The sequence below is a fragment of the Paenibacillus sp. NN59 genome, assembly GCF_057597225.1.
This window is the reverse complement of sequence record NZ_CP199678.1, coordinates 1909986-1935085: the sequence shown is the minus strand read 5'-3', so window position 1 is coordinate 1935085 and position 25100 is coordinate 1909986. Positions and strand designations below refer to the sequence as shown.

The following is a 25100-nucleotide window of genomic DNA, read 5'->3' as shown; positions in this document are numbered from 1 at the left end:
TGTTCGTGGTAATAACGTTGTTCCGACGCTCCCGTCAAAGGTTTGTCTGCGTTTTCAAAACCAAAGTAATACAATGATTAGTTCTACCGTCGCACAGATGTCGAATAATGTCCTGATCCGTTCGAAGGTTATACGTTCTTCCCCGTTTCCAAAGAAGTTCGTGTTCTAATCTCTATTCTATAAACTTTTACGCTCAGGAGCATTTCCTATTTTTAGCTCAATTGATGCATAAATTAGATGAATCGAATAATTGGTGCAATTCAAGGCAAGCCAGAAACGCTGGATTCGGCCAAATCCAGATCTGATGTCCGTATATACCTCCTTAATAAGAATTGTGGTCCATTCTGTCCAAAAACAAACCGTCCATTTAAACATTAACCAATTCAAATGTCATTCAACAAGAAATTGGATTTTTCAGAATGAATCCTGACAATATACAACATAGAATAAAGCCGCTCGAATGCAAATCCCGGCGGCTTCCTGACTGATGGTCCTATCTTTCCTTCTGGGAAAGATTCATCATATATTGTGCAAAGGGCGTTAATTGCAGATCTTTCACTTGCTCTAATGTAAACCACGCTGCTCCCAGCGAGTCTTCACCATCAGGATTTCTTTTGATCTGTTCCATCGGATTGTCGTTCTGTCCGATGATAACATCGTATAAAATACCGATATGGTGTACTTCCTCGGGTTCACCCCGGTACTCCCAATTCACAACAACGGATTGTGAAGAACGAATGGACCATTGCAAAGGAATAATCCCTGTTTCCTCTTCAAACTCTCGTTTCAATGCAGTTTCCGGTGACTCCCCGAATTCCATTCTTCCACCGGGCAAATCCCATTTTCCGTAGTATGGCCCACGAGCCTTCTGGATCAGCAGATAGAATTGTTCCCACACAGCCAGTCCATATACACCAACATGCGTATGCGTGTTCACATTTGCGCCCTACCTTCCCTTACTTCGAAATTTCAGTTTCTTCACTTCTGCTCTACTTCTTCTCCTCGTCTGTGATGTCATTCAGGTCAACGGACAGGCGAATCATATCTACACAGCGGATGCCGTCCTCGATTATCTCTTCCTCATAATGTCTCACAAAAAAGTCCCGGTCCACGCCGGTTATCCGAAATCCACAGCGCTGGTACAGCTTCAATTGATGAAAGCTTGAATTGCCCGTTCCGATCTCCAATATACGACAACCTAGCCTTCTTGCCGCCTCCATCGCTTCCTTAATCATGTGTTTGCCAACACCCTGTCCTTGCAGTTCCTCCTGTACCGCGATGTTCACAATCTCTGCTGTCTCCGGACGAGTCTTAAGTAATACAAACTCTCCTACCATCTCTCCTTCATACTCTGCTATAAAACAAACACCTCTGCTGAGATATTCGTCTACAATCGTTTTTGAAGGATCTGCCATCAATAAAAGTTCATACGGTTTTTCTTCATCCCAGTCCAATATTCGGAACGACAAGTTCATGCCAATCCCCCACCTTTTCACATCCATATTATTCTTTTCCATGCCGTTTGCAGAAGCCTATGTATGGCAAATCTACAAATTACTCATTCTGAAGCTCCCAGTCTCCTCATGATCCTGTTATTCCTGATGTTTCTGCTGTCTCGAAATCTATGTTAGTCGTTCTGTTTGTTGTCTATGTGTCCTGCTTGATTGGAGTAATGGCGAATGGACATCCCCGTCGATCTCTGCATTCCTTGTTTTTCATAAAACGTCTGGACATCTGGATCACACAAGAGATCGATCATATATAGCCCCTGTAGACGCTGAAGCATGCGCTGTGTGAGTTCACTTCCGATCCCTTGACCTTTATACTCCGGCAGTACTTCCAGCAAAGGAACATATGCACTAAGTACTCCATCCGAGATCGCTTGAATAAAACCGACGACATTCCCGGTTTGCTCATCGATCGCAAGTTCAATCGCATACGACTGCTCTAGCAATTTCAGAAATGTTGAAGGTGATGGCGGGTTCGGCCAACCGTCAAAGAACCCGCCAGTTAATTGCTCACTACCAATTCCATCCAGCTTATCTCGAAATACGATTCCCATCGCTTGCACCTCCAAAACAAAGTAAATTCCATTATATCATAATATCTGGAACTAAATATATAGATATGGATATGATGTGATCGTTGCTATTCAGTCAGGCTCCTCTGCACGATAGACCTCTTCTTTCACCTTATCCCAGACATTTTCGAAGTAAGTCAGAAACATGGTCACAGTCTAATCACTATATGTCTTGAACGTCTCTTGCAAGGTTCGTCCGCTCGACTTCTCCCAAACTACACTTCGTTCAAATGTACCTGAGTTAAAAAATCGCGGGAACCGCTCTGCAAACCTGTCTTGCATCGGCAATTCCAATGCCTGTTTCAAGGGTACCCATACTAACTCCCCCTCCGGCGGGTCGGTAAGAAGTTCGCCTTCATATGAAGTCACCAGATAATTAAACACCATATATCTTAACCCTTGCTCAGGATCACAGAACTCATCCAGCCCTTTATATGTAATTTGCTTGGCCCAAAGTCCTGTCTCTTCACGAACTTCACGGATGGCCCCGTCCACGATACTTTCGGGGAACTCCACTTTACCGCCAGGAGCAATGTACCCCGGAAACCCTTTATAACTCGGCCGGTTCATCAGCAAAACCTGATCGCTAACCGGGTTCCACACCATGCTCATCGTATAAATCTCAACCTGATAATTCATGTTCAGCCTCCCAAGATGCGCTTTTCTTACGTTGTTACTAAACATTTCTGGAAATCATACGTTTATTCCTGCTAGACTTTGTTCCATATCAAAGACGGACGCCCGTAATATCAGATGCCCGCCTTTTGATCACGTATATTTGTGGTTTTCGTTAAATTAGAGGTACGCTTAAGCTTAACTTAGGATACAGTTGTAATCCATATCTGGCGTTTCTTCCAGTCCGCCCGGCGATATGCCTGTAACATCCCAAACTTGCGGATGCTGGCCTTGGGTATCACTTTATAAGACATCGTCACTTCGAACTCCTCATCAAATGGGAAAAAAGATAAAGCCACCTTTTCACCTGACACCCACTCGACTTGGACATTGGAACTTGGACAGGTGTCAAAACCACAGCCGAGCCCTTCTGCAAAAAAATCATAACGCGCCGTAGGTGTGCCTGGCTCTTCCATACATAAAAAGAGACTGAGCTGGTCACAGAACAGCATGATCTCTACATCGTTTTTCAGCCGCTCTTCCAGTTCTGAAGCATTAACGCCCAGTTCTTTCTTCCAACTCTCCTGCTGTAGCTGCTCTTCTTGCAAATACTGCCTGATGTCATCATCATCCTCAGAATTTGCCCCCAGCGTTTTTTGAAACAACTCTGTATACATCAGGCTACATAGTAAACCCGCATAAGGATTCTGCTGCCTTACTTCTTCGATTCCCTTGCGGTAAAACACAAAACGCGGTCTCAGCGGGAAATCACGAAAGGAGTACGGAATTTGACTATAATCGTTCCATAAAGGAGCGGCATCCAAGTCAATCCAGCCCCGGTCATGCTCCTTCGCCGCGAGAATCAGGTCATCCCGATGCGAGCCGTGGGGAAGCCACTTCTTTTTCCAATGTGCAGCCATATCTCCAGCGACAATTCCATGCTCATGCTGTGCGGTCAAAACAAAATCATGCTCTCTCTCATATACGATCATTTGCTGTCACCCTTCCGCATGGTTTACGTTTACATTTACGTTGACTTTAACATAATTTGGGTTACACTTTCTTATAAGCTGCCTTTCATCCTACAGTTAAGCTACCTTATCCCGGTATTTATAACATTTCGGATTAAGCAGAGCATGTAAAGGTGTTGTCAGTTCGCTGAAATTTGGTACACTAATGATTGTGTCTTCGATTACATTACATACAGAAAGCGGGATCTCATGAATTTATACTCACCTTACATCGAGTTTAACCGCAAAGAATGGGCCGGACTCAAAGAACATCAGGTCACTCTTCCGCTGACGGAAGCTGAACTGGAACAATTAAAGGGCTTGAACGAAGAAGTATCCATTCAGGAAGTTGAGGATGTTTATTTGCCCCTAACCCACTTCATTGACCTATATGCAAGAGCATCAAGAGAGCTTGATCGCCTAACGGCCTCTTTTATGAAAAAAGAAACGCTTCACACCCCCTATATTATCGGGATCGGGGGCAGTGTTGCCGTGGGAAAAAGCACAGCAGCCCGCTTGCTTCAGGCGTTACTTGCCAGAGGCAAAAACAAACCCAAGGTTGATCTGGTCACCACGGACGGCTTTTTATATCCCAATGCGGTGTTGCAAGAAAAAGGCATCATGAACCGTAAAGGTTTTCCTGAAAGTTATGATATTAAATCACTCATTAAGTTTATGGGCGATGTAAAATCAGGCAAGCCTGAGGTACAAGCACCGGTTTATTCACATCTGGCCTACGACGTAATCCAGGGGGAAGAGAAAACGATCTGCCAGCCGGATATTCTGATTATTGAAGGCATCAACGTATTACAAGTGAAGCGGGAGACTCCATTACTTGTAAGTGATTTCTTTGACTTCTCCATCTACATTGATGCAGAGGAAGAACACATTCGTCACTGGTACGTCGAACGTTTCAAGTTGCTCCGTCAAACCGCTTTTCAGAACAAGGATTCCTTCTTCCATCAGCGGTTCGCCAATATTAACGAAGAGGAAACCATTGAGACAGCCAATCAGATCTGGCAGGACATTAACGCGAAAAATCTGCATGAAAACATTTTACCAACCAAAGGACGTGCACGGTTAATTCTGAAAAAAGAAGCCGATCACTCCATTCAGCAGATTCAATTGCGCAAGTTGTAACCTGATTAAAAGGAGTGAAAATAACATGCAAACCCTCGTGGTTCTCGGCAGCATTATGATGTTTCTGGCCGTTGCACTCGGTGCCTTCGGGGCACATGCGCTCAAACGCAAGTTATCCGCTGACATGATCAAAATCTATGAGACCGGTGTCCAGTATCATATTGCTCACGGACTCGGCATCATCCTGCTTGGACTGTTCGCAGACAGATTAACCTCTACATCCCTTGTTGTGACCTCGGGATGGCTCTTGTTTGCCGGAATCATCCTGTTCTCAGGAAGTCTCTATACATTGAGTGTTACAGGTGTTCGCAAGTGGGGAGCCGTCACACCCATAGGTGGTGTAGCCTTCCTTGCCGGCTGGATAACATTGCTGTTCGCAGCTCTTTAAGAAAAACAAACGCGTAACAAATATATGGAGTGTCCTGGCTGAATGAACATGCGATGCCGGGATGCTCTTTTTTGTTCAATCCAGCCACAGTCTGGAAATGGCAGGTTGTTTCCCCTCCTCATATTCCTCTTCACTCGTAGACTCCTGCTCCCGTTTTAGAACATATACATCAGGATTCGAAAGCTTGGCCCACTCCGCATAACCAAAGGATGGATCATAATAACGAATGATTAGGGACAACAGGTTGCCATGCGTAACAACAGCTCCATGACGCTCCGGTCTGCGCCAACATTCCTTCAGCAGCGCCAAAGCTCTGGCAGCTGCGACTCTGGAAGATTCTCCGCCCTCTGCTGCCCAATCTTCATCCTCATATGTACGTTTAAGCACATCCATCCAGTCTGGCAGATCCCTTGTACTCAGCACTCTTTCCTGCAAGCGCTCATCGGTATGAATGTGCTGCTCTATCGCTGCACCCAAAGGCATTACAGTCTGTACCGCTCTTTTCCATGGACTGGATACGATATAAGAGATTCCATGACCAGACAATACATCTGCCAATTTTTCAGCCTGACTGCATCCCTCATCCGTCAGACTTGCGTATGGCTCCTGTCCTTCGGCTTTTGCGTGACGTATCAGGTAAATCGACTCCATTACTGACACCTCCCATAGTCTAGTCTACAGTACGTTGTCGCTTAGATATTGAAGTGCTGCACGCATCTTATTATGATCTTCCGTTCGACCCGATGAACTGAAAAAGGACACATTCCCTGCCTGCACCCGCCCCGTGTTTCCAGCTTGCTGCTGTGCACCAAGTTCAAGTCTTTGACTCAAATGACTTACCGTACCCACGCTACCATCAACAATCCGAATATGATCTGGTAACACCTTGCGCAGAATAGCTGTATAGAACGGGTAATGCGTACAGCCCATCACCACGGTACCGTATTGTTCCAGGTCCAGGCCTGCTAGCTTGGAGCGGAAGTATGCTGTTATTTTGACCGGATCAAACTCCAGCTGCTCACACCACTCCACCAATTCAGGCAGCGCAAGGGAATCGACCCGATGCTCATCATCCACACGAGAGACCAATTCGTTATACTTCGTTTGACTCAGTGTCAAAGCCGTAGCAAACACTAGCACGCGCTTGCCGTTGTCCCTATTCATCTCGACGGCCGGTTTGACCGCCGGTTCCATACCGATAATAGGAATGTCATACATGGAACGCAGATCATTCACCGCTAAGCTGGTTGCCGTATTACACGCAATCACGATTGCATCTACTTGTTCCCGTACAATCGCCTCCACGCAAGCAAAAATATAACGACGAACCTCGTCCGCCGGCTTGGTTCCATAAGGGACATGTAATGTATCTGCATAATATAAATAGGATTCTTCCGGAAACTGCTGCAAAGCGGTATGCAGTACCGTTAATCCACCGATGCCTGAATCAAAAAAAGCAATCTTTTTCGTCAAAGATGTCACCTCTATAACGTATTCTTTCGGTTCTGCGGACCGTAAATGTACTGCTCATGCTGACTGGAGGTGAAGGTTATCTTAGTCGGATTGATCTGCTGCGATCATGTTATATTGCCTCAACCAGTCTTTACCACTGTTCCAGTCTTGCACTGGATTATCTTCTCCCAATAATTCAGCACTGGCCCGAGCCATGATCCACTCTTTCAAACCATTATCCGGGCTGGAACCAAGTTGATTTAACAAGAAATTCAGACCTTCTGATCCCGTTTGTAGAATAGCTTCATATACGTCCCGATGGCCTGCAATATAATCATTCGGGTTACTGCTGGCAGCCAGAACAGGCTCGTTGACCATCGTATTCAAACTTTGTTTAATCGTTTCTTCTGCGGAAAGGTTATCCGCTGTAACAGTACATGCAGATAAGGCTAGCGCTGTGCATAAGGAGAATAAGCTCGTCATAAGCCATCTATGTTTCATTACAGCCCCCCACTATAGAAGGTTTTCTTCGAATAGAGAATTTCCTTGTACCATCCAGTATCGTTCCTTCTCTGGTACCCTCTCCAAAAACTCCTTGTAACTCCCGATCCAGCCATCCGGCATGTAATGCTCAAAGGAGGCAGGCTCCGGGAACATCGAGAAGAATAGCCGCTTATCGAAATCGACAAGAAAGGACGGCACATACTTCAGCCATTCATCACCGACAAGATGGGCTTCACGAAAATGATGAAGCGCACTCCTCAGTTCAGCCGCGCTTACCTGCTCCTCCTGAATGGCTTGTAAGAACACAGCCGCCGTCTCCTCATTCAATACATCGATACCAAACCGTTCTTCCATCTCTATATTTAAAAACCAATACTCCCGTTCGGTGACGTACCAGCGCCACACGCCCTGAAACCAAACGCCAACAATGGTATTTTCGGCATAGACAGGTTCTGTTTTCATCGCTCTATCTCCTGGCGCAAATTCTGTCCTTGCTTCACTGCAAAGGTAATACATGCCGCAAAGCTGTCATCATAATTATACTCGTCCCGATAAATACGGATATGCGCTTCAATGACATATTCTAGGTCTTTTTGTATGAAAGTACGAATCATACGATTTGCTCTCCTATTCCATCCAACGATGAAGTAACTTTTCTCCTTCACTTCTCCGGCCAGCAGCCTGCTGCTCCAAAAATTCGGGAACTTCTCGCAGTTCAGTTGGACGATATCCGGCTCCGCATCCACAGTTATGATAAGTAACACCATTCTGATATAACGTCATGACTTTGGTCCACTGTTTGATATCCGTTTGCTTGGGTGCTTGAAAATCATGCCCCATATTCACCATAACCTCCGCACATTGTGGACATTTATGTTCAAGTCGCGCTGCGGTTTCCTTACTTAGATCATACGGCGATACTTGTTTATAAGACTTACGGCAGTTAAAGCATGCATATATTTCTTTATACGGTCCAGACATGGCATATCGGCACATCTTCCATCAAGCCTCCTTGTCATTTTCCATTATACGGGTTTTTATACATGGTTACGAATCTACTTTTACTTCACTTGTACATAACCTCTTTCCAAGCCAAGCCCAAATCCGCCACAGAAGTGAATCGCTGGAACCGATCCGGATTTACCGCACGAAGGGCAACTTCATATAGTGCTTCTCCGGCATCCCAGCGTTTCTGGGAGCGATCAAGTTCTCCCCCAAGCAGTGCAAAGGCCATAGCGCCCATGTTAAACACATTCGTGACAGCATCTATTGACGCACCAAGTTCAAATTCCTCCGGAGACATAAAGCGGGATGAACCCCACATCCGTCCCATCGTATTCGTGAATGCACCTGCACGATATAGATCAATATCACAGATGTGAATCTCTTCCGCTGCAAAATCATAAATCAAACTGCCATCGTAGAAGTCTACAGCCACATACCCTTTGCGCTCCGCTTCAATATGAAAGTCCAGAATGCGCTCCATGGCTTGAATTCGCCTCTGTACCGGAAGTTGTCTGAACTGAACATAAGGTGAGCGTGGATCTTCGTACTTGGCTGGAGGCGGGAAAGACCAGTGCGAATGCAGACACTCTCCCTCCACCCAATCGAACACACAAGCGTAACCGTTGTCAGTCGCAAAATGGTCTATTAACCGAATCAGACTATCGTGTGCCAGATCTTCATAGATCAAGACGGAAGACTGCAAATGACGTATTGCTTCCTCCGGGTCTGCCATATCATTGGCCTGAACAGTACGTGCCCCCGCATACTTCACAAATTGCTTTTGACCATCCTCCTGCACCAAACCGAATGAAATATTGCCGGAGTCCTGCTGATCAAATACACAGAAGACAGTACCCAGCGGAGTCAGCCAATCGAAGGCATGTTTTTCTTTTAACATAAATGATACACCATCTATTTCATGAACAACCCGATCGGTCATAGAATTCCTCCTCTTGCCTATAAATTAGATGTTTTTATCTACACTTCTGTTGTAAAAATACGTCATGTGCGCTTCATCATACCCTTGGCCGCCCACTTCTAGCGCATTGCGTTCGATGCCGTAGGTTTCAAATCCATGCCGCTCATACAACCGTTTTGCTGAACTATTTGTAGTCACTACACTTAGATTAACCTGCTTCATAGTCTCCAGATGTTTACCCCGTTCCAGAACCTCGGATAACAGCTGGGAAGCCAGTCCATTCCCCCGATGAGCTGGTGATACATAGACACCCCAGATGAATCCTTTGTGCCTGAGCTTTAGACCATATTCTCTTTTGAAACCCATCATGCCCGCAAGCATGCCATCAGGTGTGAATGCACCAAGAATGTAATCATCAGGCTCATTATGTATTCGCTCTTTCACCTCACTGATGGATAACTGGCTGGACAACTCGTATGAAGCGCCAAAGGCTTCGGGATGCGTCCGTAGCGCTTCAAGCCGCAGAGGCCAGTACAGATCCGATTCGTCCCGTTGAATATTACGTAGCATATACCTTTCTTTGAAAGCATCTGAACTCATCCCTCATCCACTCCTTACATGTCAAGAAATATCAGGTCAATCATAATACAATCACTTTCTTACTCTGGAACACCATTATTCAGTTTATCCTTTCTGCTTCGCCTACCGATCTCGGCTCTGGTTCTGGCTGTCGCGCCGATCACGGTCACGTCCCATCGCTTCCTGAACCCGGTCACGGGCCGGGAGTTTGCTGTTGATATGCAGGAGTAGTCCTGTAATGATCATGAGCAACGCAATGACAATCACTTCAAACATTGATCAGACCTCCATTTCCACTTGGAAAAGATGATGATTCTGCTTCATGTATGGTCGTATAATCACTTATTCCCCACTATTGCAGACCACGGGCAATCAGCCACTCCAGCCATTTCCACGGCAACAACGCCTTTGCAATAATAAGAACCCGTGAACCTTTGCCCAGTGCATAGCGCAATTTTGGTGCACGCATGCGCGCAATACGTCCGATCAGATCAGCGACCTCTTGCGGATCAGGAGCAGTCTCACTGGCATGTTTCGAATAACGCAGAACCGCATCCAGCTTATGTTTATAAGCTGAGTCCTCACTCCGGTGAATCTCACCGAGACCTTTGTTCCAGATGGGCGTGCGATAGGCTCCTGGCTCCACCAATACGACCCGCATTCCAAATGAAGACATCTCATGGCGCAGACTTTCTGTGAATCCTTCCACAGCAAATTTTGAGGCAGCGTATGGGGCATATCCCGGAAAACCGGATAGGCCGCTTACACTCGAAAGATTAACAATCAGCCCGCGTTTCTGTTGACGCATGACAGGCAGAACCGCTCGCGTCACCGCGATAAGCCCGAACAGGTTCGTTTCCATCTGGCGTCGCCAGTCCTCCATCGACACTTCCTCAATAAATCCGCCTACAGCAAAACCCGCATTATTCACCAGCACATCGATTTGTCCATATCGCTGAAGCACCGTATCCACAGCGGTATGCACAGATTCCGAATCTGTCACATCAAGCTGTACATAATGAATCCGCTCGGTCACTCCTGCTTCCTCGGCACGATTCGCAAGTTCTCCCTTGCGACTTAGATCACGCATTGTAGCCATAACACGATACCCTTGCTTGGCAAGAGTGATGGCAGTCAGCATCCCAAATCCGCTGGAGGTACCTGTAATGAGAGCTACAGGAGGAGGTTGTTGCCCCGGCTGGCCTGATCTGGTTACATTTGCATGAGCTGATTGAAGTAATTCCGTTGTTTTTTCCGGTCCTGATGTAACCTTGCCATCCACAGGTTTTGGCGAATCCTCTCCTATTTTATAAGCCCACGCGGTCACATTATCACCTACTTTCATGATCGTTCGATTCAATTTTAACTAGTACATGTAGACTCTGCGTTGAACCTCAATTAATCCAACCGTCTCTCCACCCGTCGCAACTTCGTGATCCCTGCTTCAAACGTATACGGCACAAATTGAACCTCAGGTAGCACACATTGCAGTCGAACTGCCAATTTCCCTAACTCTTGCAACACAGCGGCCTGCGCCTGCTCCTGACCCTCTTCCTCGCTGACCCGCATTGACACCTCCAGCATCCCACTGCCACGTTGCACCACACGATAATGCTGAATAGCCGGTGAAGCCGCAATCACGGCACGACTGATAAAATCCGGAAAAACCGAAACAGCCTTTTCCTCATAGGTATGCGAAAAATAAAGCGTATCATCACAGCGGCCTTCAATCCGCTCGATGGCAGTGAACAACGAACCACAGGCGCACGGCGCTGCCGCCTCGGTTAAAATATCATTCAGCCGATACCGGATAATCGGCTGCGACGTTCGGGAAAAGTCTGTGATCATAGGCACGAACCGCCGGGTTGCAGGATCAATGTACTCTTTTTCAATATACACAATGTCTTCATTCAGATGTATCGTTCCGTGCTCGCACGTCGCTCCCAAAAAGCCTTCTGTACACTGGTACACTTGATGAACTGTCTGACCGAAGACATGCTCCAGCACCTTACGATCCAGAGGGTCAAGCACCTCGGCTACGGAAATAATTTTCTGAGGCACATGTGTTAGACGTTCTTGCTGATAAGCATCAGCCAGTATACGAAGCATGGAAGGAGGAGCCACCCACACCGTAGGCTGGTATTCTTTCATACGTTCAATCAGGACATCCACACGCTCCAGCAGGTCAAAATATTGGAATTTCAGCTTGCCACGCTTGACCGATTCGTACAGATTGCTATTCGCCCGCAGGAAGAACGCGATCTTCGCGGGTTTCCATAGTCCGCCTGGTAGCAGTTTGGCCAGCACGGTGCCCGTCCACGCGTCCTGCTCCCGATCACTTACCAGAAAAATGCCTCGATTACCCGATGTACCCGAAGATAACCCTACCGTGACGCCTTGAATGGAGGATTGCTTGAAGTTACGGGTATCCTCACTTTCTCCAGCGAGGATCAGGGCCTCTTCCTTCGTAATACCTACCGTGTTCAGCGTATCGAAATGCTGCATCATTACCGTTTTATCGATCTGCGGGAACTGTTTCCACTCGGATGCGTTCAGGTCTCCCCACCACTTTTGGTAAAACGGAGACTGTGCCCGTATCCGCTCCACATGCCGAATGATTCGGCGTTCCTGCCAAAGTTCAAGCTGTGCCCTGGTACGCCATCTTCGCAAGCCACGTGCAAGTGCATAATGAGTAACGATACGAACAGGATTGCTCATCGTTCCGTCCCTCCTGTGCCCCATGCGCTCAGCGCCTCTTGGCAATGACTCGGCACGATGCGAAGCCGAGGGAACTGTTGATGCAGGTGAACCAGCTTGTCAAAGTTCTGTCTGTACTCCTGCCGGTCTGACATAATGATGCCTGCCAGTGCATGAGGTCTGCGCTGTTCACGGAAAGCCCGGCTTGACCATACTGCATCTGCACATAAAAAATAATCATGTTGCTCTGTCCGCAGCAATAAACCCATCATGCCTTCCGCATGACCCGATACATCCACGCCGAGCAGGCTGCCATCTCCAAAAAGATCGTATACCTCTTGCCAAGGAAACTCTGCCAGGGCTTCAATCCCTGTATTCTCCCATATTTCCCTCCATCGCTTGGCAGGGTCGTTCACGGGCAGTGAGCGCTGGATAAAATCGTCAGGTAGCAGCCCAGCCAGAAAACCAGCCTTCACCGCCGCAATTGAACCAAGAGAACGAACCGCCTCATAGGCTCTCGGCAAATAAATAAACTGAGCCTCCGGGAAGTCCTTGGCACCTGCAATGTGATCCCCGTGAAAATGCGAAAGAATAACATAACGGATATCTGATGGCACCAGCCCGATCTGCTTCAGAAAATGGACGGCACTGTCTTCTTCCCGAAATACAACGGGCGTGATATGACGATATAATGCGTTCGGAAGTCGAGCGGTCTCTTCAAAAAAACGTGAACTGTACCCCGTGTCCAGTAGTATTGGGCCATGATCGGGATGGAGAATACAAGCGAAGCCTGCCGGAAAACGAACAGGCCGGATGCTTCCTCCCCGTAATGTAAGGAACTCTGGATGAGTACAGTAACCCGCTGCGCCTAAATATAATTTTACCGGCTTCGTTGTTAACATTATTCACTCCTCCACCAATCTGCAAATTGTCGCAAACCCGCTTCAATGGACACCCGCGGTACATATCCTAGCTGCGCCTTAGCATCGGTAATATCCAACGTTTGCGGCACACCCAAAGATCCAACGGTGTATCTGGTTAGTAACGGCTCTCCCAGAGCAGGGATGAATCGATGCACACCTTCCAGCATACTGGCCACTCCATAGGCCACTCGATAAGGAATATTCAGACGCCGCAGCGGCATGTCTAACATGTCAAAAAGAGTCCTGACCAGCTCTGCAAATGGTCTCGGGTCTGCGTTCGAAATATTGTAGGCTCTTCCAAGTGCATTATTAGAAACATCACTGCACAATAACAGCGCATCCACCACATTATCTACGCACGTCAGATCAATCAGCGCCTGTCCACCATCAATCATCGGTACTCCCCGCTTGGCATTCGCTGCAACAATCCGCGGGAAAAGCGTTTGGTCATACGGGCCAAAAATGGCTCGCGGGCGAATCATAATCGATGGCAATCCGTTACGATGTGCCTCCATCACAATGTCTTCAGCCATACGTTTGGTAGCCGCATAATGATTGGCCGATTTAGCCGGCAACAGGTCATGTTCATGAACTTCATAACGCGGTATGTAGTTAAAATAAATACTCGGCGTGGAAACATGCACGAACCGCTGCACCTGATGGCGTAGAGAATGATCAATCAAATTTTGCGTTCCCTGCACATTACTGCTGTAGAAATCCTGATATTTCCCCCAAGGTGAGGATAAGGCCGCACAGTGGAACACGATATCCTGACTTGTACACGCTGCATCTACAACCTGGACATCCCGAATATCTCCCCTGATAAAGCGAACTCCAGCCGCTTCAAGCACACTGCCGATCTCTTGCTGTCGCCCCATGCCTGTCACTTCCCAGCCTTCTGCTGCAAGCCTTATCGCCAGATGTCTACCCAGACAACCTGTAGCCCCGGTCACTAATGCTCTCTTCATCGTTGTTCACCGTTCCATTCTATGTCATGAGTCAATGCTTCCGTCAGCGTAATCTGCTGTGAACGTGCAAGACGCCAGGCAGTAAGTACGACCGCAAATTGTTCAAAAAAAGGCCGCCGATCCTGCCGCACATACACCACATCCCTGGCACCCTGCCAAGCCGTCCTCCAAGCTCGCAGGCTACCTCTGCTGCTATGAATCTGCCGGATACCACTTCCCAGCATGGGCAATGCTAACATCGCCTTATCATTACCTAACCTCGGTGTCACTTTGATCCCTTCGCTAAGTACCACTTCAGGTTCAAGCAATGCACGCACCAAGTCGTTACCAGGATGAAACAGATGAATGCCACTGGTTGCCCTCGGGTTACACTCAATCGCAGACACCTGACCCGTCACGTCTTCGATAAAATCAAATCCAATCTGTCCGCTGAAACCCGTCGCGCGTACAAAGTGTTCTACCCACGCGTGTGTGCCCTCATGTTGCACCTGTTCAAAAAAAACACTCGCGCCTACACTGCCCGTACGATATCGGCTGTCGTAGGTGGCATGCGCAATCAAATGGCCTTCATGCACTACACTGTAGGTGCACAATCCTCGTCCATGAATGTACCGCTGCGCCACCCAAGGTGAGGCAGGAGACAACGTATCTTCGCCCGGTGGATCGTGGTACCCAAGTTTCGGCATACGTACTTTGGCCGCAAAACGGGAGTAGACCGGTTTCCAGACCCACTCTCCCTTTAAAACCTGCTGCATCTCCAGCCACTCCTGCGGAGTTAGAATCAGATGTGTATCCGGGACCGGAAGCCCCATAGACTTGGCAAGCCTATTAAAATCATACTTATGATGCAGAACGTGCAACTGCTCCAGACTGGAAACAAGAACACGACAACGCTGCCTTAAGCGTTCAGCCCCACCAGCCACATAAAACACTTCTTCGCACATCGGAATCAGCACATCGATCTGCCATATATTAACCCAATGTTCCAGTGCAGACAGGTACTTCTCCGTATGGTGACGTGGCGATGGAACAAGTACGCATTGCTCCACCGCACTAGACGTTCTGCACAGATGATGGTCCATACTCTCCGCAATAAATACGAGGTGACCTGACCGATGCAACATACGCGCCAAATCCAGCGTAACCGGAGCTCTTCCCCCGGTAAGGAGTACCCTGTATGTATGACCCGTTTGTCCTTGAAGCACACGTTGGTCACGTCGTGCAAATCTAGTAGTCAAAGATCAGTCCTCCCAAAGACAGCCCAGCCGCCGTTCCGATCATCAATACCCGATCACCACGCTCTATTCGTTGCTGACAAATCGCCTCATGCAATCCCATCGGAATAGAGGCCGCAATCGTATTACCATGACCTCGTGTAATATCCATGAACCGTTCTGCCGGAATTCCAAGCTTCTTGCGAATCAGGCGCATCGCCATTGCACTGCCCTGATGAGGAATGACCAGAGAGAAATCCTCCATTCGATCCCCGGAAGCTTGAAGCATCTCATTCATAAACCCGGGTAACAGCTTGGACGCCATGCGAAAAATCGCCGCGCCATCCATATGAAAGAGGAATGGATCTGGATGTGCCACATCATACTGGGCCGCATGATGCCGCGTGCCTCCGCCTGCAATCTCCGAAAACCGTGCCCCGCGGCTATAGGTTCGCAGCGATGCATGAACGATCTGTGACCCGGATTCCTCAGATGCTCGCTCAATGATGACTGCCGCCGCGCCATCACCAAACAAGGCAGCACTTTCAGGATCTTTCCAGTTTAATCCTGCTGAAGCAATCTCGGTAGCTACGAGCAATACACGCTGGTAACGTCCAGCGTCTACCATATAAGAGATGACATCAAGTCCGTTCAGGAAACTCAGACATGTCGCATCCATATCAAAAGCAGGAACACCTGATTCTTCCTGTCCCATGGCCTGCTGGATAAAGACGGCTGTGCTTGGCAACGGCTGTTCTTTCGTACCGCTGGTGCATACCAAACAATCGATCTCACCAAAAGACAGCCCCGCATCGGCCAGAGCTGCTTCTGCCGCTCTTGCACCCATATAGGAAGAAGTCTCCTCGTCCGAAGCATAATAACGATAGCCGACGCCCGTCGCTTTGCTGACCCAGCCTGCGGGCACATGTAATCGCTCATCCAACTCTTCATCTGTCACCTTCATCTGAGGCAGGTATTTTCCTGTACCTGCGATTCTTACTCTTCTAAGCTGCATATGCCCAACCTCTTCTCTTTCATGCGTGTTATGTAAATTTCGTGATATTACCCATTAAACGAATATACCTGCAACTGAATAATAGTGATAATGAAAAAGAATATTTGAAGCAGCCTGATGATCGATCCCGGGCCTAAATATCATCGAAATAGACGGAAGGGCAGATTGCTCTGCCCTCCCATTCACATATTAATGATTCCTGCACATGTTTTTCACAGTCTGAAAATGGAGGCACCTATGTAAACTGTCTGCTCCCCATTATTTGGATTTAAGGAGATCAGCAAGTGCCTTATCCAGCGAAGGATAAGTGAACGTAAAACCTGCCTTTTCGATTCTGTCGGGAATGACCCAGCGGCTCTTGAGTACCAGTTCCGTTTCCGTACGGATAAATATAGCTCCAAGCTCAAGCATCCAGCGCGGGAACGGAAGTCCGATACGTGCCCCCATCTGCTTTCTAAGGCTTGCCATGAGTTCCCGATTAGTCACTGGATGAGGGGATGAAGCATTATAGACCCCTTCCAGATCCGGATGCTCCTGTACAAATATCACCATGCGGAACAGGTCCTCCATATGAATCCAGCTAAATTTTTGGGTTCCTGCTCCCTGGGCTCCACCCAGGCCAAATCGAACCAGATTCGTCAGTGGTTCCATCACCCCACCTTCCCCAAGCACAATCGCAATGCGTAGTGCAATTTGACGTGTAGATGGTAGCTTGAATCCGAAGAATGCCTGCTCCCAAGCCTTGGCAACCTCCACAGAGAAACCCGAACCAATCTCTCCATCTTGTTCCGTCATTGGACGATCTTCCGCATGTCTATAGATGGTAGCCGTACTGGAGTTAATCCACAATTCAGGCGGATGCACACAAGCCAATACCGCTTCCCCAAGAATGTTTGTGGTTTCTGTTCTGGAATCCATAATGATTTTACGATTCTCGTCTGTGTAACGGCAATTGACCGATTTACCAGCCAGATTAATCAGCATCTCCGCGCCTTCAAGTGCTTCAATGATGGCTGTTCGATCTTCCCAGGCGATGTGTCCAGACTGGCGTGAGATCACCAGCACATCGTACCCCAGCTTTTTAAACCGGACTGTAAAATCTTGACCAACAAATCCCGTTCCACCAGCAAGTACAACCTTTTTCACGGTATCCCCTCATTTCAGCAGATGCATCATGCCATCTACGCATTGCATTCATATCAGACTAAACAACGTAGCAGACCGTTTCGTTTGATATGGATTCCATTTCCGTGTAGAGAGACGCCCATCGACGTTTAAAAAGTTCAATTTCATTCAAATCGCTCGCTCAGCCTGCTTCTTGCACGCCAATCGCTGTATATAACCGACTTCGCTCTTCGTTCGCCCAAGCATTCGATGCATCCTGCTCTAGTCGAACCTGTAGTTCGTCATGAAAATCATGAATCATATACCCTTCGGGGAGTTCACCCAATATGGATGCAAAATCATACTCAGGCAAAGTTCGCCGCCCTTCGCCAATTTCTTTTAGCCAATTCATCCAGTCTTGCAGTGCAAGCACACCTTCCTGCCACAACTCAGCCTGCAGACCAAGCACATCCTGCAACTGCTCATAGGCAAGTACATCCGTAAATTGGCGACAAGCCTTGACCCCCAGTTCGTACAATTCAATCGCTGCACGACGAATATCATGCGTTAACCCTATCTCAAGACCTTCCAGGTAATCCTGAACCTGAATATGCTGACCATCATCATACAGTAAAGGCGCATGGGCGAGCATGCGAATAATGTCTTGTAAATCGTTCGTTGAAATCATGTTCTGCTCCTTCAGAGCAGGTAATTGATATGCTGTAATGATCATTCACTCCTGTTTCGGTCATCTATTGTTGACCTATAGTATAACATGCTTTTCTTCGTTGAATCTGGGATATAGAAACAGAACCCTCTTGACAAACAGAGGAAGAAACGAGGTTCTCACACACTGCGCTTGACTATGCACTACATGTTGTAGTAGTTTATATTTACTACGTAGTGTAGTAATAAAATTATCGTTATGGACGCATAACGTTGTAAAGGAGTGCTTCTTTGGTGCACCAAACTCAAAAATGGTCCGAAACCGAGCTGGAACTGATGGAGGTGATCTGGTCTTGTACTCCTCCGGTCACTTCTTCCGAACTGTTAGACATGTTTAAGGAAAAGGGAAAAGCGTGGAAGGCACAGACCATTTCCACTTTCCTATCCAGACTGGTGGATAAAGGGGCGCTCACTGTCACGAGACAGGGTCGAACCAACTATTATGAGCCTCTTTTACAGCCAGAAGACTACAAACTTCAGAAAACCAAGACAGTACTCGATGGCCTCTATCAAGGCTCTGTTAAAAATCTGGTTTCAGCCATGTATGACGGGGATAAGCTTTCAGAGAAAGACATTGCCGAACTAAAACAATGGCTGTCGGAAAAGTAGGTGGCGCGCATGAATCTCTTTATTGATCTGCTGATAACGTTGACGGTGGCTGGAAGCATTGCCGCTGCTTGCATTCTTGCCTTGCGCCTTCTGCCGGTACATCTTTTCCCCGCTTCCTGGCGTTACGGGCTGAGTAAAATGGCTTTCGCCTTTTATGTACTGCCCCTATCGTTCGGAATGACATGGTTCTCCAGTCTTTTTCATCATGCTTCACACCGAAACCTTGAACAATCTAACTTTTTGAACGGTATGCTTGAAGGAGCGCTTACCCCAGAATGGACGATATCTTCTACAGCGGCGTATGTTTTGCTCAGTGCTTGGGGAGTAGGCGTTCTCGGTTATACGACGTGGCAGATCTATTGTTATTACAGATTCATCCATGCGTTGAAACGTACACAGTCAGATGTGAAAGAAAATAGTGAGGCCGCCTTACTGCTCCCCATGATCAAAGAAAAGTTAGGTATTCGGCAGCATGTCAACCTGGCATATAGTCCAATGTTACGAAGTCCCGTGCTGGTCGGTTTAACGAAACCTACGATTTATTTGCCTCAAGCGGGTACAGCTCACTTGAATATGGGTCTGGTTTATCACCATGAATTAACTCACCTGAAATATAAAGATCTGTGGGTCAAGGCACTCACTCTAGCGGTCAGCGCTTTGCACTGGTTCAATCCTCTCGTTCACCTCCTTCGCCAAGAGATTCACACCTGGAGTGAATTTTCTTGTGATGAAAAGGTTGTCCAGAAGATGTCCATCGAAGATCGCAAACGTTATGGCGAAACCATTTTAAATGTCACCGCAGGGGCGCGAAGCTTGCCTGTGCAATTTTGCTCATCCCTTTCAGGGGAGGGAAAACAATTAAAAAGGAGACTTACGATGATGTTTGATGTCAAAAAAATGAAAAAGAAACATTGGATCATAACAATTTCATCCGTTTGTTTAATTGCTGTAGCAAGTACGTCTACAGCTGTATGGGCATCGAGCCATACGCCCAAAGTAGAGCGTGGAGCCACTGAAGCTATAATTGTACCTGACAACTCCAGAGAGACTGCCAGTCGAGCCACCGAACCTAGTGCTTCTACACCTCGAGATGAAGTCTCTGAAGCCGTAATTGTACCTGACAGCTCCAGAGAGGCTACCGTTCCAGCGGCTGCTTCCAGAACCACTTCTCCTCGGGATGAGGTCTCTGAGGCTACAATTGCACCTGACAACTCCAGAGAGGCTACTGTTCCAGCGGCTGCTTCCAGAACCACTTCTCCTCGGGATGAGGTCTCTGAGGCTACAATTGCACCTGACAATTCCAGAGAGGCTACTGTTCCAGCGGCTGCTTCCAGAACCACTTCTCCTCGAGATAAGGTCTCTGAGGCTGTCATTGCACCCGACAACTCCAGAGCAGCTGCCGAGTCCAGAGCAACTGAGCTTAGAGCTGCTTCTAGCGATTCTGCAAAAAAATGAGTCTTGTCCACCCAAGTTTAATGTAGTGTTCACCATAAAAAATAGAAAACAGGACGAAGCATTTTTATTCCTTCCGCTTCGTCCTGTTTCTCGTTTGACTATAAAAATGCCTTCACAGTGCCAAAATATTCACGAATCATATTAATCGGCTTCAAGTACCCTGGTGAAGGAGCGGATATACCGTATTCTGCAGCGTATCCGTTTTTGGCCGCAATATATTTCGACCTGAACATGTGGTAATCACTTGTGACAATCATAATTTTGGGATGTTCCAGCCCTGAAGCAAGAATGATTTTTTTAGAAAAAGCCAAATTTTCCTGCGTACTTGTCGAGCGATCCTCCATGATGATCTGAGCGGGGGCAATGCCCTGATCCACCAGGTAATTTTTCATCGCAAGGGCTTCAGGAATGGATTCACCTGGCCCCTGTCCACCAGATACAATGACTGGAGTCTGCGGGTGAGTGCGAATATAATCCAAGCTGGCATCCAACCTTTGTTTCAAGGTCAGTGACAATTCGGTGCCCTTGATGCCCGACCCAAGTATGATGACATAGTCCGCTCGCTCCTCTTCCTTTGAACCAAGCTGGGTAAATACCAGAGCTTCAATAATGATAAAGGAAACGGCGCCAATGCCGAAAACGACCAACAACCCGCGTTTCAGCCAGATGTGTTTCTCATAATCAATCCGTCTTAATATGATAAAGGTTGCCGCGAGGAGAGTAAAAAATTTCACGGCAAAGTTCCAGCCCCAAAAGATCAGAAAGAAAACCAAACACGCCAGTAGGATCAGATCCAAAATATATCCTTTCTCCCGTAAAAATTTCTGTATCAGTACAGCAACACTCCTTCCCATACATAGACATCCACACTTGTTATATTATGCCCTTACAATCGTGAGCTTGGGCCAGTACTGTTGCCAATTCTTTTTGCACACACGTTCGTTATAGTAGGCCGCGTCCATAAACGCCGGACTTTTGCGAACAACCAACGCATACAGATCCTCCAGCCCATAAGGGGCACATATCCTGATTTGATCGTCAGCATGTAGTTGTACACCGATGGCTGTTACTTGCTCAGGCCAAAAGCGCAGTGCATCTTCAGTCGAGTGATACGGCATGTCTCCGTTACGCAGGTGCATCCTGGCTTGATTTTTAACCGACCACTTCGTGTTACCTGTTGCAGTACACAGCTCCTGCTCCAGTTCGTAATCCCGTTCCTCTCGAAGATCGGCAGCATTAAAATAAACAACATCAATATCGCTATGCAGCTCCCGTCTGGTAAATCCATGAAGATCATCCCATATGTAATTACGAATATAACCCGCACCGATGTAACAATCGGGCAACTCTAGCGAACGTACAATCCGCAGATCCTGCATGATCTGCTCATGTTGTCGCAACGTTTGGACAAGTCGTTCTTCATATTGCACAGCAAATCCTCCTTGACCTACTCGAATCCGATATCTTCATTCCAGCTTGGCCGTCCGTCGTTCTTAGGGGTGGATGAGACTACTGTTTTTTAATATAACATGTTTTGAACCCTGGAATAAAATAAACAACTCCCCTCAAGCTGTCATTTTCATGTACATCCAAAACGAATGCACGCCTGAAAATCACGATTCCTGAGCGGAGTTATGATGTCATATTGATCGATGATCATTGATGAAGATAATTAACGCTTACGATCCAGATATTTAATACTTACTATTGGGCTAACTAATACTTACTATTGAGCTATCTAATGCTACCTATCCGGCTATTTAATCGGTATCCAGATTTGAGGCGCATGTTTCATGCCGCGGTAGACTTCCAGTTCAGGCAGCCAGGCATGTTCGTATGCATTTGAAGGGAACCATTCACCTACAATACGTTTCCACAGCTTTTGTATTCCCTGAGGCATCGGTTCCTCAACCTCGAAAACCACCCATTTACTCGCGGGGAACGTGAACGTAGATAGCCCTTCCGGTTGCTCCCCTTCATACGTTGTTGCAATCCAGTACTCCATCTGCTTGTGCTCGATCTCGCCCTGATCTACACACACCCCTAGCAAACCTGGGATAAACCCGTTATTCAATGCAGCTATCCGATCCTCTGTTCCATTGTGATACGCTTCCTGCCACATATTAGGGATTCCCTGTAAGTGCTGACTATCGACATACGAAAATCGTTGTTTGATACCCACAATGGAAAATGCCTCTTGTTCGACAATATGATGTTTCATTGGCTCTGCTCCTTGTAAACTGACTTGAATAACGAGTCGATTATACGACTGGACTGAGGCACCGGACTTTCGGGTTTCGCTTGGCGATATTCCATGTTGTCTGCGGTAAGCCTTGGTGAACGATTCAGGCGTATCATAGCCATACTTGAAGGCCAAATCCATAATTTTGGGATCTCCCTGCAACAGTTCATTGGCCGCCAGTGTTAATCTTCTGCGCCGGATGTACTCCGCCACGGTAACGTCGGTCATTAAACCAAAGATACGTTGAAAATGAAATGCGGACATATGCGCGTGCGTTGCAATCTGATCCGTCGTCATAGGCTCCAGTAAATGCTCTTCTATATATTGAATCGACTTCTGTATGGCTTCAATCCATTTCATGTACTGTATCACTCCTTGCTTATGATGATACACGAAGAAGGGTAGAGAAGCCTGTCATTTTGTGCTTTCTTTTGACCGATGTCTTTCTATCCTATCCCCACACACCAATCAGGAGAATGCCGCCAAAAATAACGATGGAACAGAGAATCCGTTTCATGCCCTGCTGTTCTTTTAATAACCATATCCCGAGAAAAGCCGCAAATACCGTTCCCACTTCCCGAAGCGGGCCCAATCTGGCCATTGGAGCCTGTTCCAGTGCAAATAGAAAGAGCAGATATGATCCCGGATTCAGCAAAGCCCCAAGCAAAATCGTCGAACGATTGACCTTCCATTCCTGACGCAAGCCAGCTGAAGCGAGCAGCGCTGGCGTTAATCCAGCCACAAAACCAATATTCGTAACCTCAAGCAACGCCAAGGGCGAAATATGTTGCAGATTTAATTTGTCCACAAATACATAACTCGTCGTACATAACCCCACACACAAGGCCATCAGAACTGGCTTCGCCCCCTTCATTCCAGAGCCTGCTTGTCCCTTCCTGCTCCCCACACCGCTAAGAACGATGAAACCAACAATCATACAGGCAATGCCTAACCATCCGAATCCCGACAACCTTTCTCCTAGAAAAGCAACCCCGATCAACGGCACCAGCAACGTACTCGTGCCCCGCATAATCGGATAGATCTGAGACAGATCACCAAGCTCATACGTCTGAGACAACAGCCAGGAGTATAACGCCTGAAGTGCCATCGACACGATCAACAGCGCATAAGCTGACACGGGTAACGACTCGCGGGACAATTCCACCACCAGCACAGGCAGCAGCAATACGGTGGGAATCATCATAATCGACCATAGAAAAACACTTTTGTTCAAACTTCGTTTTGTAAACATACTCCAGACGGCATGTGCCATTCCTGAAGCAAGCACCAGAATTAACGGTAAAATCATGCTGTATACGTCCCTCTCTGTTTTCCTTGCTTATTTGCTTATCTCTTTCTATTTCCCTTGCCACGCTATAGTACACTCTAGAATACCTTACGTCGCGGTCTCCGGTTGATGCTCCGGCTGTTCATTCACCACCGATCCATCCTCCAGACGAAGCCAGGTATTAAACTCCCGCTCACCTTCACGCATCTGAATGACACGTCCTCCGCGTAGCATACCTTCCCTTCCGTAGGTACTATGACCACTCGAACGCCCGTAACAAAGACGTATCCCTTGATACTGACCGTGAAAATCATTCACATGATCGTGTCCGCAGAACGTACCCATTACATCCCCCATCTCCAGCAGTGCAGCAAACAAACCCGAATTGACTTGCGCACAGCAGACAGGTTCATATTTGTTGCCATAGCAAACTTGGCTGTCCCACATCCGTTGATATTCCGGAATCGGGATATGGAAAAACGCCAAGGCTGGCAGCTTATCCCCCGGGCTGCGGCCGGGATTGACGCGTGTGGATTCATCCATCAGCCATCGGAGCTGACTCTGCTGAATCCAGCCATAACCGGGGATCGATTCCACGGTCGAATAACTCCCGGAATCGAGCAGATACAACACCGCTGCCGGAAGTCCATTCGCTCCGGCAATTTCCAGCGTGTAATTGCCCAATCCTGCAATATCACGCGGGCCCGCTTCCGTCACACTATGCGCATGCTCCTGAACTACACGCATGAGCTCTGGTGGAGTGATTCGTTGCTCGGCATCATGATTGCCAAACACAAAAGCCCACGGAATCCCACACGCCTCCACAGCCGAGACAGCATCGCGAAAAGCCTGCTCCGGATGCTCGCACGCCTGATTTCCCGAATCGACAGGCCCGGTGTAGATCACATCTCCTGTGAAAATAACCAGATCCGGCTGTTCCAGTTCGATGATTGATTGCATCATCCGCCGGCTTCGCAGATCTTCAGGCCGTCCGTCTTTCCAGTGTATATCGGTAAATTGTACGATGGTAAAGGTTCCATTTTCACGAAAAGTAAGCGGTCGTTTCACTGTGTTGTCCTCCCGAATACCACATGAATACGCATTGAACGCGAGCAATAAGCTTCACTTCATTCATGCAGTTAGATCTATTGGTTATATGTATTGCTG

Annotated in this window: 31 protein-coding genes; 4 read left to right on the top strand and 27 right to left on the bottom strand. The window is 47.5% G+C overall.

Going from position 1 to position 25100, the window contains the following annotated elements:
• Positions 1-493 precede the first annotated feature (493 nt).
• The 5 genes from ACT89M_RS08720 to ACT89M_RS08700 all read right to left on the bottom strand — a co-directional run bounded on the left by ACT89M_RS08720 (position 494) and on the right by ACT89M_RS08700 (position 3687).
• Entirely contained in the window at positions 494-937 is a 444-nt protein-coding gene (locus tag ACT89M_RS08720) for an NUDIX domain-containing protein (RefSeq protein WP_154958277.1), read from the bottom strand.
• A gap of 52 nt (positions 938-989) precedes the next feature.
• Positions 990-1475, bottom strand: a complete 486-nt coding sequence (locus ACT89M_RS08715; RefSeq protein WP_090922159.1) for a GNAT family N-acetyltransferase — start codon at positions 1473-1475, stop codon at positions 990-992.
• Positions 1476-1627: 152 nt separating this feature from the next.
• A complete protein-coding gene (locus tag ACT89M_RS08710) occupies positions 1628-2062 on the bottom strand; it encodes a GNAT family N-acetyltransferase (RefSeq protein WP_308722142.1) in 435 nt (144 codons plus the stop codon).
• A 174-nt stretch (positions 2063-2236) separates the two neighbouring features.
• Complete coding sequence (locus ACT89M_RS08705) at positions 2237-2719, bottom strand: 8-oxo-dGTP diphosphatase (protein WP_308722143.1); 483 nt, start codon at positions 2717-2719, stop codon at positions 2237-2239.
• A 179-nt stretch (positions 2720-2898) separates the two neighbouring features.
• Complete coding sequence (locus ACT89M_RS08700; protein ID WP_154982985.1) at positions 2899-3687, bottom strand: DUF3891 family protein; 789 nt, start codon at positions 3685-3687, stop codon at positions 2899-2901.
• 228 nt (positions 3688-3915) lie between these two features.
• On the opposite strand from ACT89M_RS08700, the gene coaA reads away from it, so the two are divergent.
• Together coaA and ACT89M_RS08690 are read left to right on the top strand one after the other, a co-directional pair.
• Positions 3916-4845 (top strand): type I pantothenate kinase, encoded by a 930-nt coding sequence (gene coaA, locus ACT89M_RS08695; protein WP_090922153.1) that lies wholly within the window; start codon positions 3916-3918, stop codon positions 4843-4845.
• A 25-nt stretch (positions 4846-4870) separates the two neighbouring features.
• Complete coding sequence (locus ACT89M_RS08690; RefSeq protein ID WP_090922151.1) at positions 4871-5233, top strand: DUF423 domain-containing protein; 363 nt, start codon at positions 4871-4873, stop codon at positions 5231-5233.
• 75 nt (positions 5234-5308) lie between these two features.
• On the opposite strand, the gene ACT89M_RS08685 is transcribed toward ACT89M_RS08690, so the two are convergent.
• The 17 genes from ACT89M_RS08685 to ACT89M_RS08605 form a co-directional block, all read right to left on the bottom strand.
• The gene (locus tag ACT89M_RS08685) at positions 5309-5884 is read right to left on the bottom strand and encodes a histidine phosphatase family protein (protein WP_154886943.1); all 576 of its coding nucleotides are present in this window, start codon (positions 5882-5884) and stop codon (positions 5309-5311) included.
• Positions 5885-5908: 24 nt separating this feature from the next.
• A complete protein-coding gene (gene murI, locus ACT89M_RS08680) occupies positions 5909-6706 on the bottom strand; it encodes a glutamate racemase (protein WP_154886945.1) in 798 nt (265 codons plus the stop codon).
• A gap of 81 nt (positions 6707-6787) precedes the next feature.
• The gene (locus ACT89M_RS08675) at positions 6788-7186 is read right to left on the bottom strand and encodes a hypothetical protein (RefSeq protein WP_154886947.1); all 399 of its coding nucleotides are present in this window, start codon (positions 7184-7186) and stop codon (positions 6788-6790) included.
• 12 nt (positions 7187-7198) lie between these two features.
• Positions 7199-7651: a hypothetical protein gene (locus ACT89M_RS08670; RefSeq protein WP_154886949.1), complete on the bottom strand. Its 453-nt coding sequence runs from the start codon at positions 7649-7651 to the stop codon at positions 7199-7201.
• Complete coding sequence (locus ACT89M_RS08665; protein WP_186811663.1) at positions 7648-7803, bottom strand: hypothetical protein; 156 nt, start codon at positions 7801-7803, stop codon at positions 7648-7650. Before ACT89M_RS08665 ends, ACT89M_RS08670 begins: the two co-directional genes overlap by 4 nt.
• Before the next feature lie 13 nt (positions 7804-7816).
• Positions 7817-8185, bottom strand: coding sequence for a hypothetical protein (locus ACT89M_RS08660; protein ID WP_090922141.1), 369 nt, complete (start codon positions 8183-8185; stop codon positions 7817-7819).
• Positions 8186-8255: 70 nt separating this feature from the next.
• Complete coding sequence (locus tag ACT89M_RS08655) at positions 8256-9134, bottom strand: serine/threonine-protein kinase (protein ID WP_154886951.1); 879 nt, start codon at positions 9132-9134, stop codon at positions 8256-8258.
• A gap of 24 nt (positions 9135-9158) precedes the next feature.
• Positions 9159-9683, bottom strand: a complete 525-nt coding sequence (locus ACT89M_RS08650; RefSeq protein ID WP_487345209.1) for an N-acetyltransferase family protein — start codon at positions 9681-9683, stop codon at positions 9159-9161.
• Between the two features lie 132 nt (positions 9684-9815).
• On the bottom strand, positions 9816-9968 hold the full coding sequence (locus ACT89M_RS08645) for a hypothetical protein (RefSeq protein WP_167375768.1): 153 nt from the start codon (positions 9966-9968) through the stop codon (positions 9816-9818).
• Positions 9969-10044: 76 nt separating this feature from the next.
• On the bottom strand, positions 10045-11037 hold the full coding sequence (locus tag ACT89M_RS08640; protein ID WP_154886955.1) for an SDR family oxidoreductase: 993 nt from the start codon (positions 11035-11037) through the stop codon (positions 10045-10047).
• A gap of 53 nt (positions 11038-11090) precedes the next feature.
• Positions 11091-12410 carry a F390 synthetase-related protein gene (locus ACT89M_RS08635; RefSeq protein ID WP_308722144.1) on the bottom strand — a complete coding sequence of 440 codons (1320 nt, stop codon included), beginning with the start codon at positions 12408-12410 and terminating at the stop codon, positions 11091-11093.
• Positions 12407-13291: an MBL fold metallo-hydrolase gene (locus ACT89M_RS08630; protein WP_487345208.1), complete on the bottom strand. Its 885-nt coding sequence runs from the start codon at positions 13289-13291 to the stop codon at positions 12407-12409. Before ACT89M_RS08630 ends, ACT89M_RS08635 begins: the two co-directional genes overlap by 4 nt.
• Complete coding sequence (locus ACT89M_RS08625; protein ID WP_487345207.1) at positions 13291-14280, bottom strand: NAD-dependent epimerase/dehydratase family protein; 990 nt, start codon at positions 14278-14280, stop codon at positions 13291-13293. The genes ACT89M_RS08630 and ACT89M_RS08625 overlap by 1 nt, the downstream gene beginning before the upstream one ends.
• Positions 14277-15518, bottom strand: a complete 1242-nt coding sequence (locus tag ACT89M_RS08620; RefSeq protein WP_487345206.1) for an ATP-grasp domain-containing protein — start codon at positions 15516-15518, stop codon at positions 14277-14279. Before ACT89M_RS08620 ends, ACT89M_RS08625 begins: the two co-directional genes overlap by 4 nt.
• Positions 15508-16509, bottom strand: a complete 1002-nt coding sequence (locus ACT89M_RS08615; RefSeq protein ID WP_487345205.1) for a beta-ketoacyl-ACP synthase III — start codon at positions 16507-16509, stop codon at positions 15508-15510. Before ACT89M_RS08615 ends, ACT89M_RS08620 begins: the two co-directional genes overlap by 11 nt.
• Positions 16510-16767: 258 nt before the next feature.
• On the bottom strand, positions 16768-17655 hold the full coding sequence (locus tag ACT89M_RS08610) for a TIGR01777 family oxidoreductase (RefSeq protein WP_487345204.1): 888 nt from the start codon (positions 17653-17655) through the stop codon (positions 16768-16770).
• A gap of 160 nt (positions 17656-17815) precedes the next feature.
• Positions 17816-18346, bottom strand: a complete 531-nt coding sequence (locus ACT89M_RS08605; protein WP_487345203.1) for a hypothetical protein — start codon at positions 18344-18346, stop codon at positions 17816-17818.
• 227 nt (positions 18347-18573) lie between these two features.
• Between ACT89M_RS08605 and ACT89M_RS08600 the strand changes: the two genes are divergently transcribed.
• Both ACT89M_RS08600 and ACT89M_RS08595 read left to right on the top strand, forming a co-directional pair.
• The gene (locus ACT89M_RS08600) at positions 18574-18948 is read left to right on the top strand and encodes a BlaI/MecI/CopY family transcriptional regulator (protein WP_154886970.1); all 375 of its coding nucleotides are present in this window, start codon (positions 18574-18576) and stop codon (positions 18946-18948) included.
• 9 nt (positions 18949-18957) lie between these two features.
• Positions 18958-20403 carry a M56 family metallopeptidase gene (locus ACT89M_RS08595; RefSeq protein WP_487345202.1) on the top strand — a complete coding sequence of 482 codons (1446 nt, stop codon included), beginning with the start codon at positions 18958-18960 and terminating at the stop codon, positions 20401-20403.
• A gap of 98 nt (positions 20404-20501) precedes the next feature.
• Here ACT89M_RS08595 and ACT89M_RS08590 read toward each other — a convergent pair whose 3' ends face one another.
• From ACT89M_RS08590 to ACT89M_RS08570, 5 genes are all read right to left on the bottom strand, one after another.
• Positions 20502-21257 carry a YdcF family protein gene (locus ACT89M_RS08590; RefSeq protein ID WP_208606798.1) on the bottom strand — a complete coding sequence of 252 codons (756 nt, stop codon included), beginning with the start codon at positions 21255-21257 and terminating at the stop codon, positions 20502-20504.
• 24 nt (positions 21258-21281) lie between these two features.
• Positions 21282-21833 carry a nucleotidyltransferase family protein gene (locus tag ACT89M_RS08585; protein ID WP_487345201.1) on the bottom strand — a complete coding sequence of 184 codons (552 nt, stop codon included), beginning with the start codon at positions 21831-21833 and terminating at the stop codon, positions 21282-21284.
• Between the two features lie 326 nt (positions 21834-22159).
• On the bottom strand, positions 22160-23005 hold the full coding sequence (locus ACT89M_RS08580; protein WP_487345200.1) for an AraC family transcriptional regulator: 846 nt from the start codon (positions 23003-23005) through the stop codon (positions 22160-22162).
• 91 nt (positions 23006-23096) lie between these two features.
• Complete coding sequence (locus tag ACT89M_RS08575) at positions 23097-23954, bottom strand: EamA family transporter (RefSeq protein WP_090922113.1); 858 nt, start codon at positions 23952-23954, stop codon at positions 23097-23099.
• Between the two features lie 87 nt (positions 23955-24041).
• The gene (locus ACT89M_RS08570) at positions 24042-25001 is read right to left on the bottom strand and encodes a metallophosphoesterase family protein (protein WP_487345199.1); all 960 of its coding nucleotides are present in this window, start codon (positions 24999-25001) and stop codon (positions 24042-24044) included.
• Positions 25002-25100 lie beyond the last annotated feature (99 nt).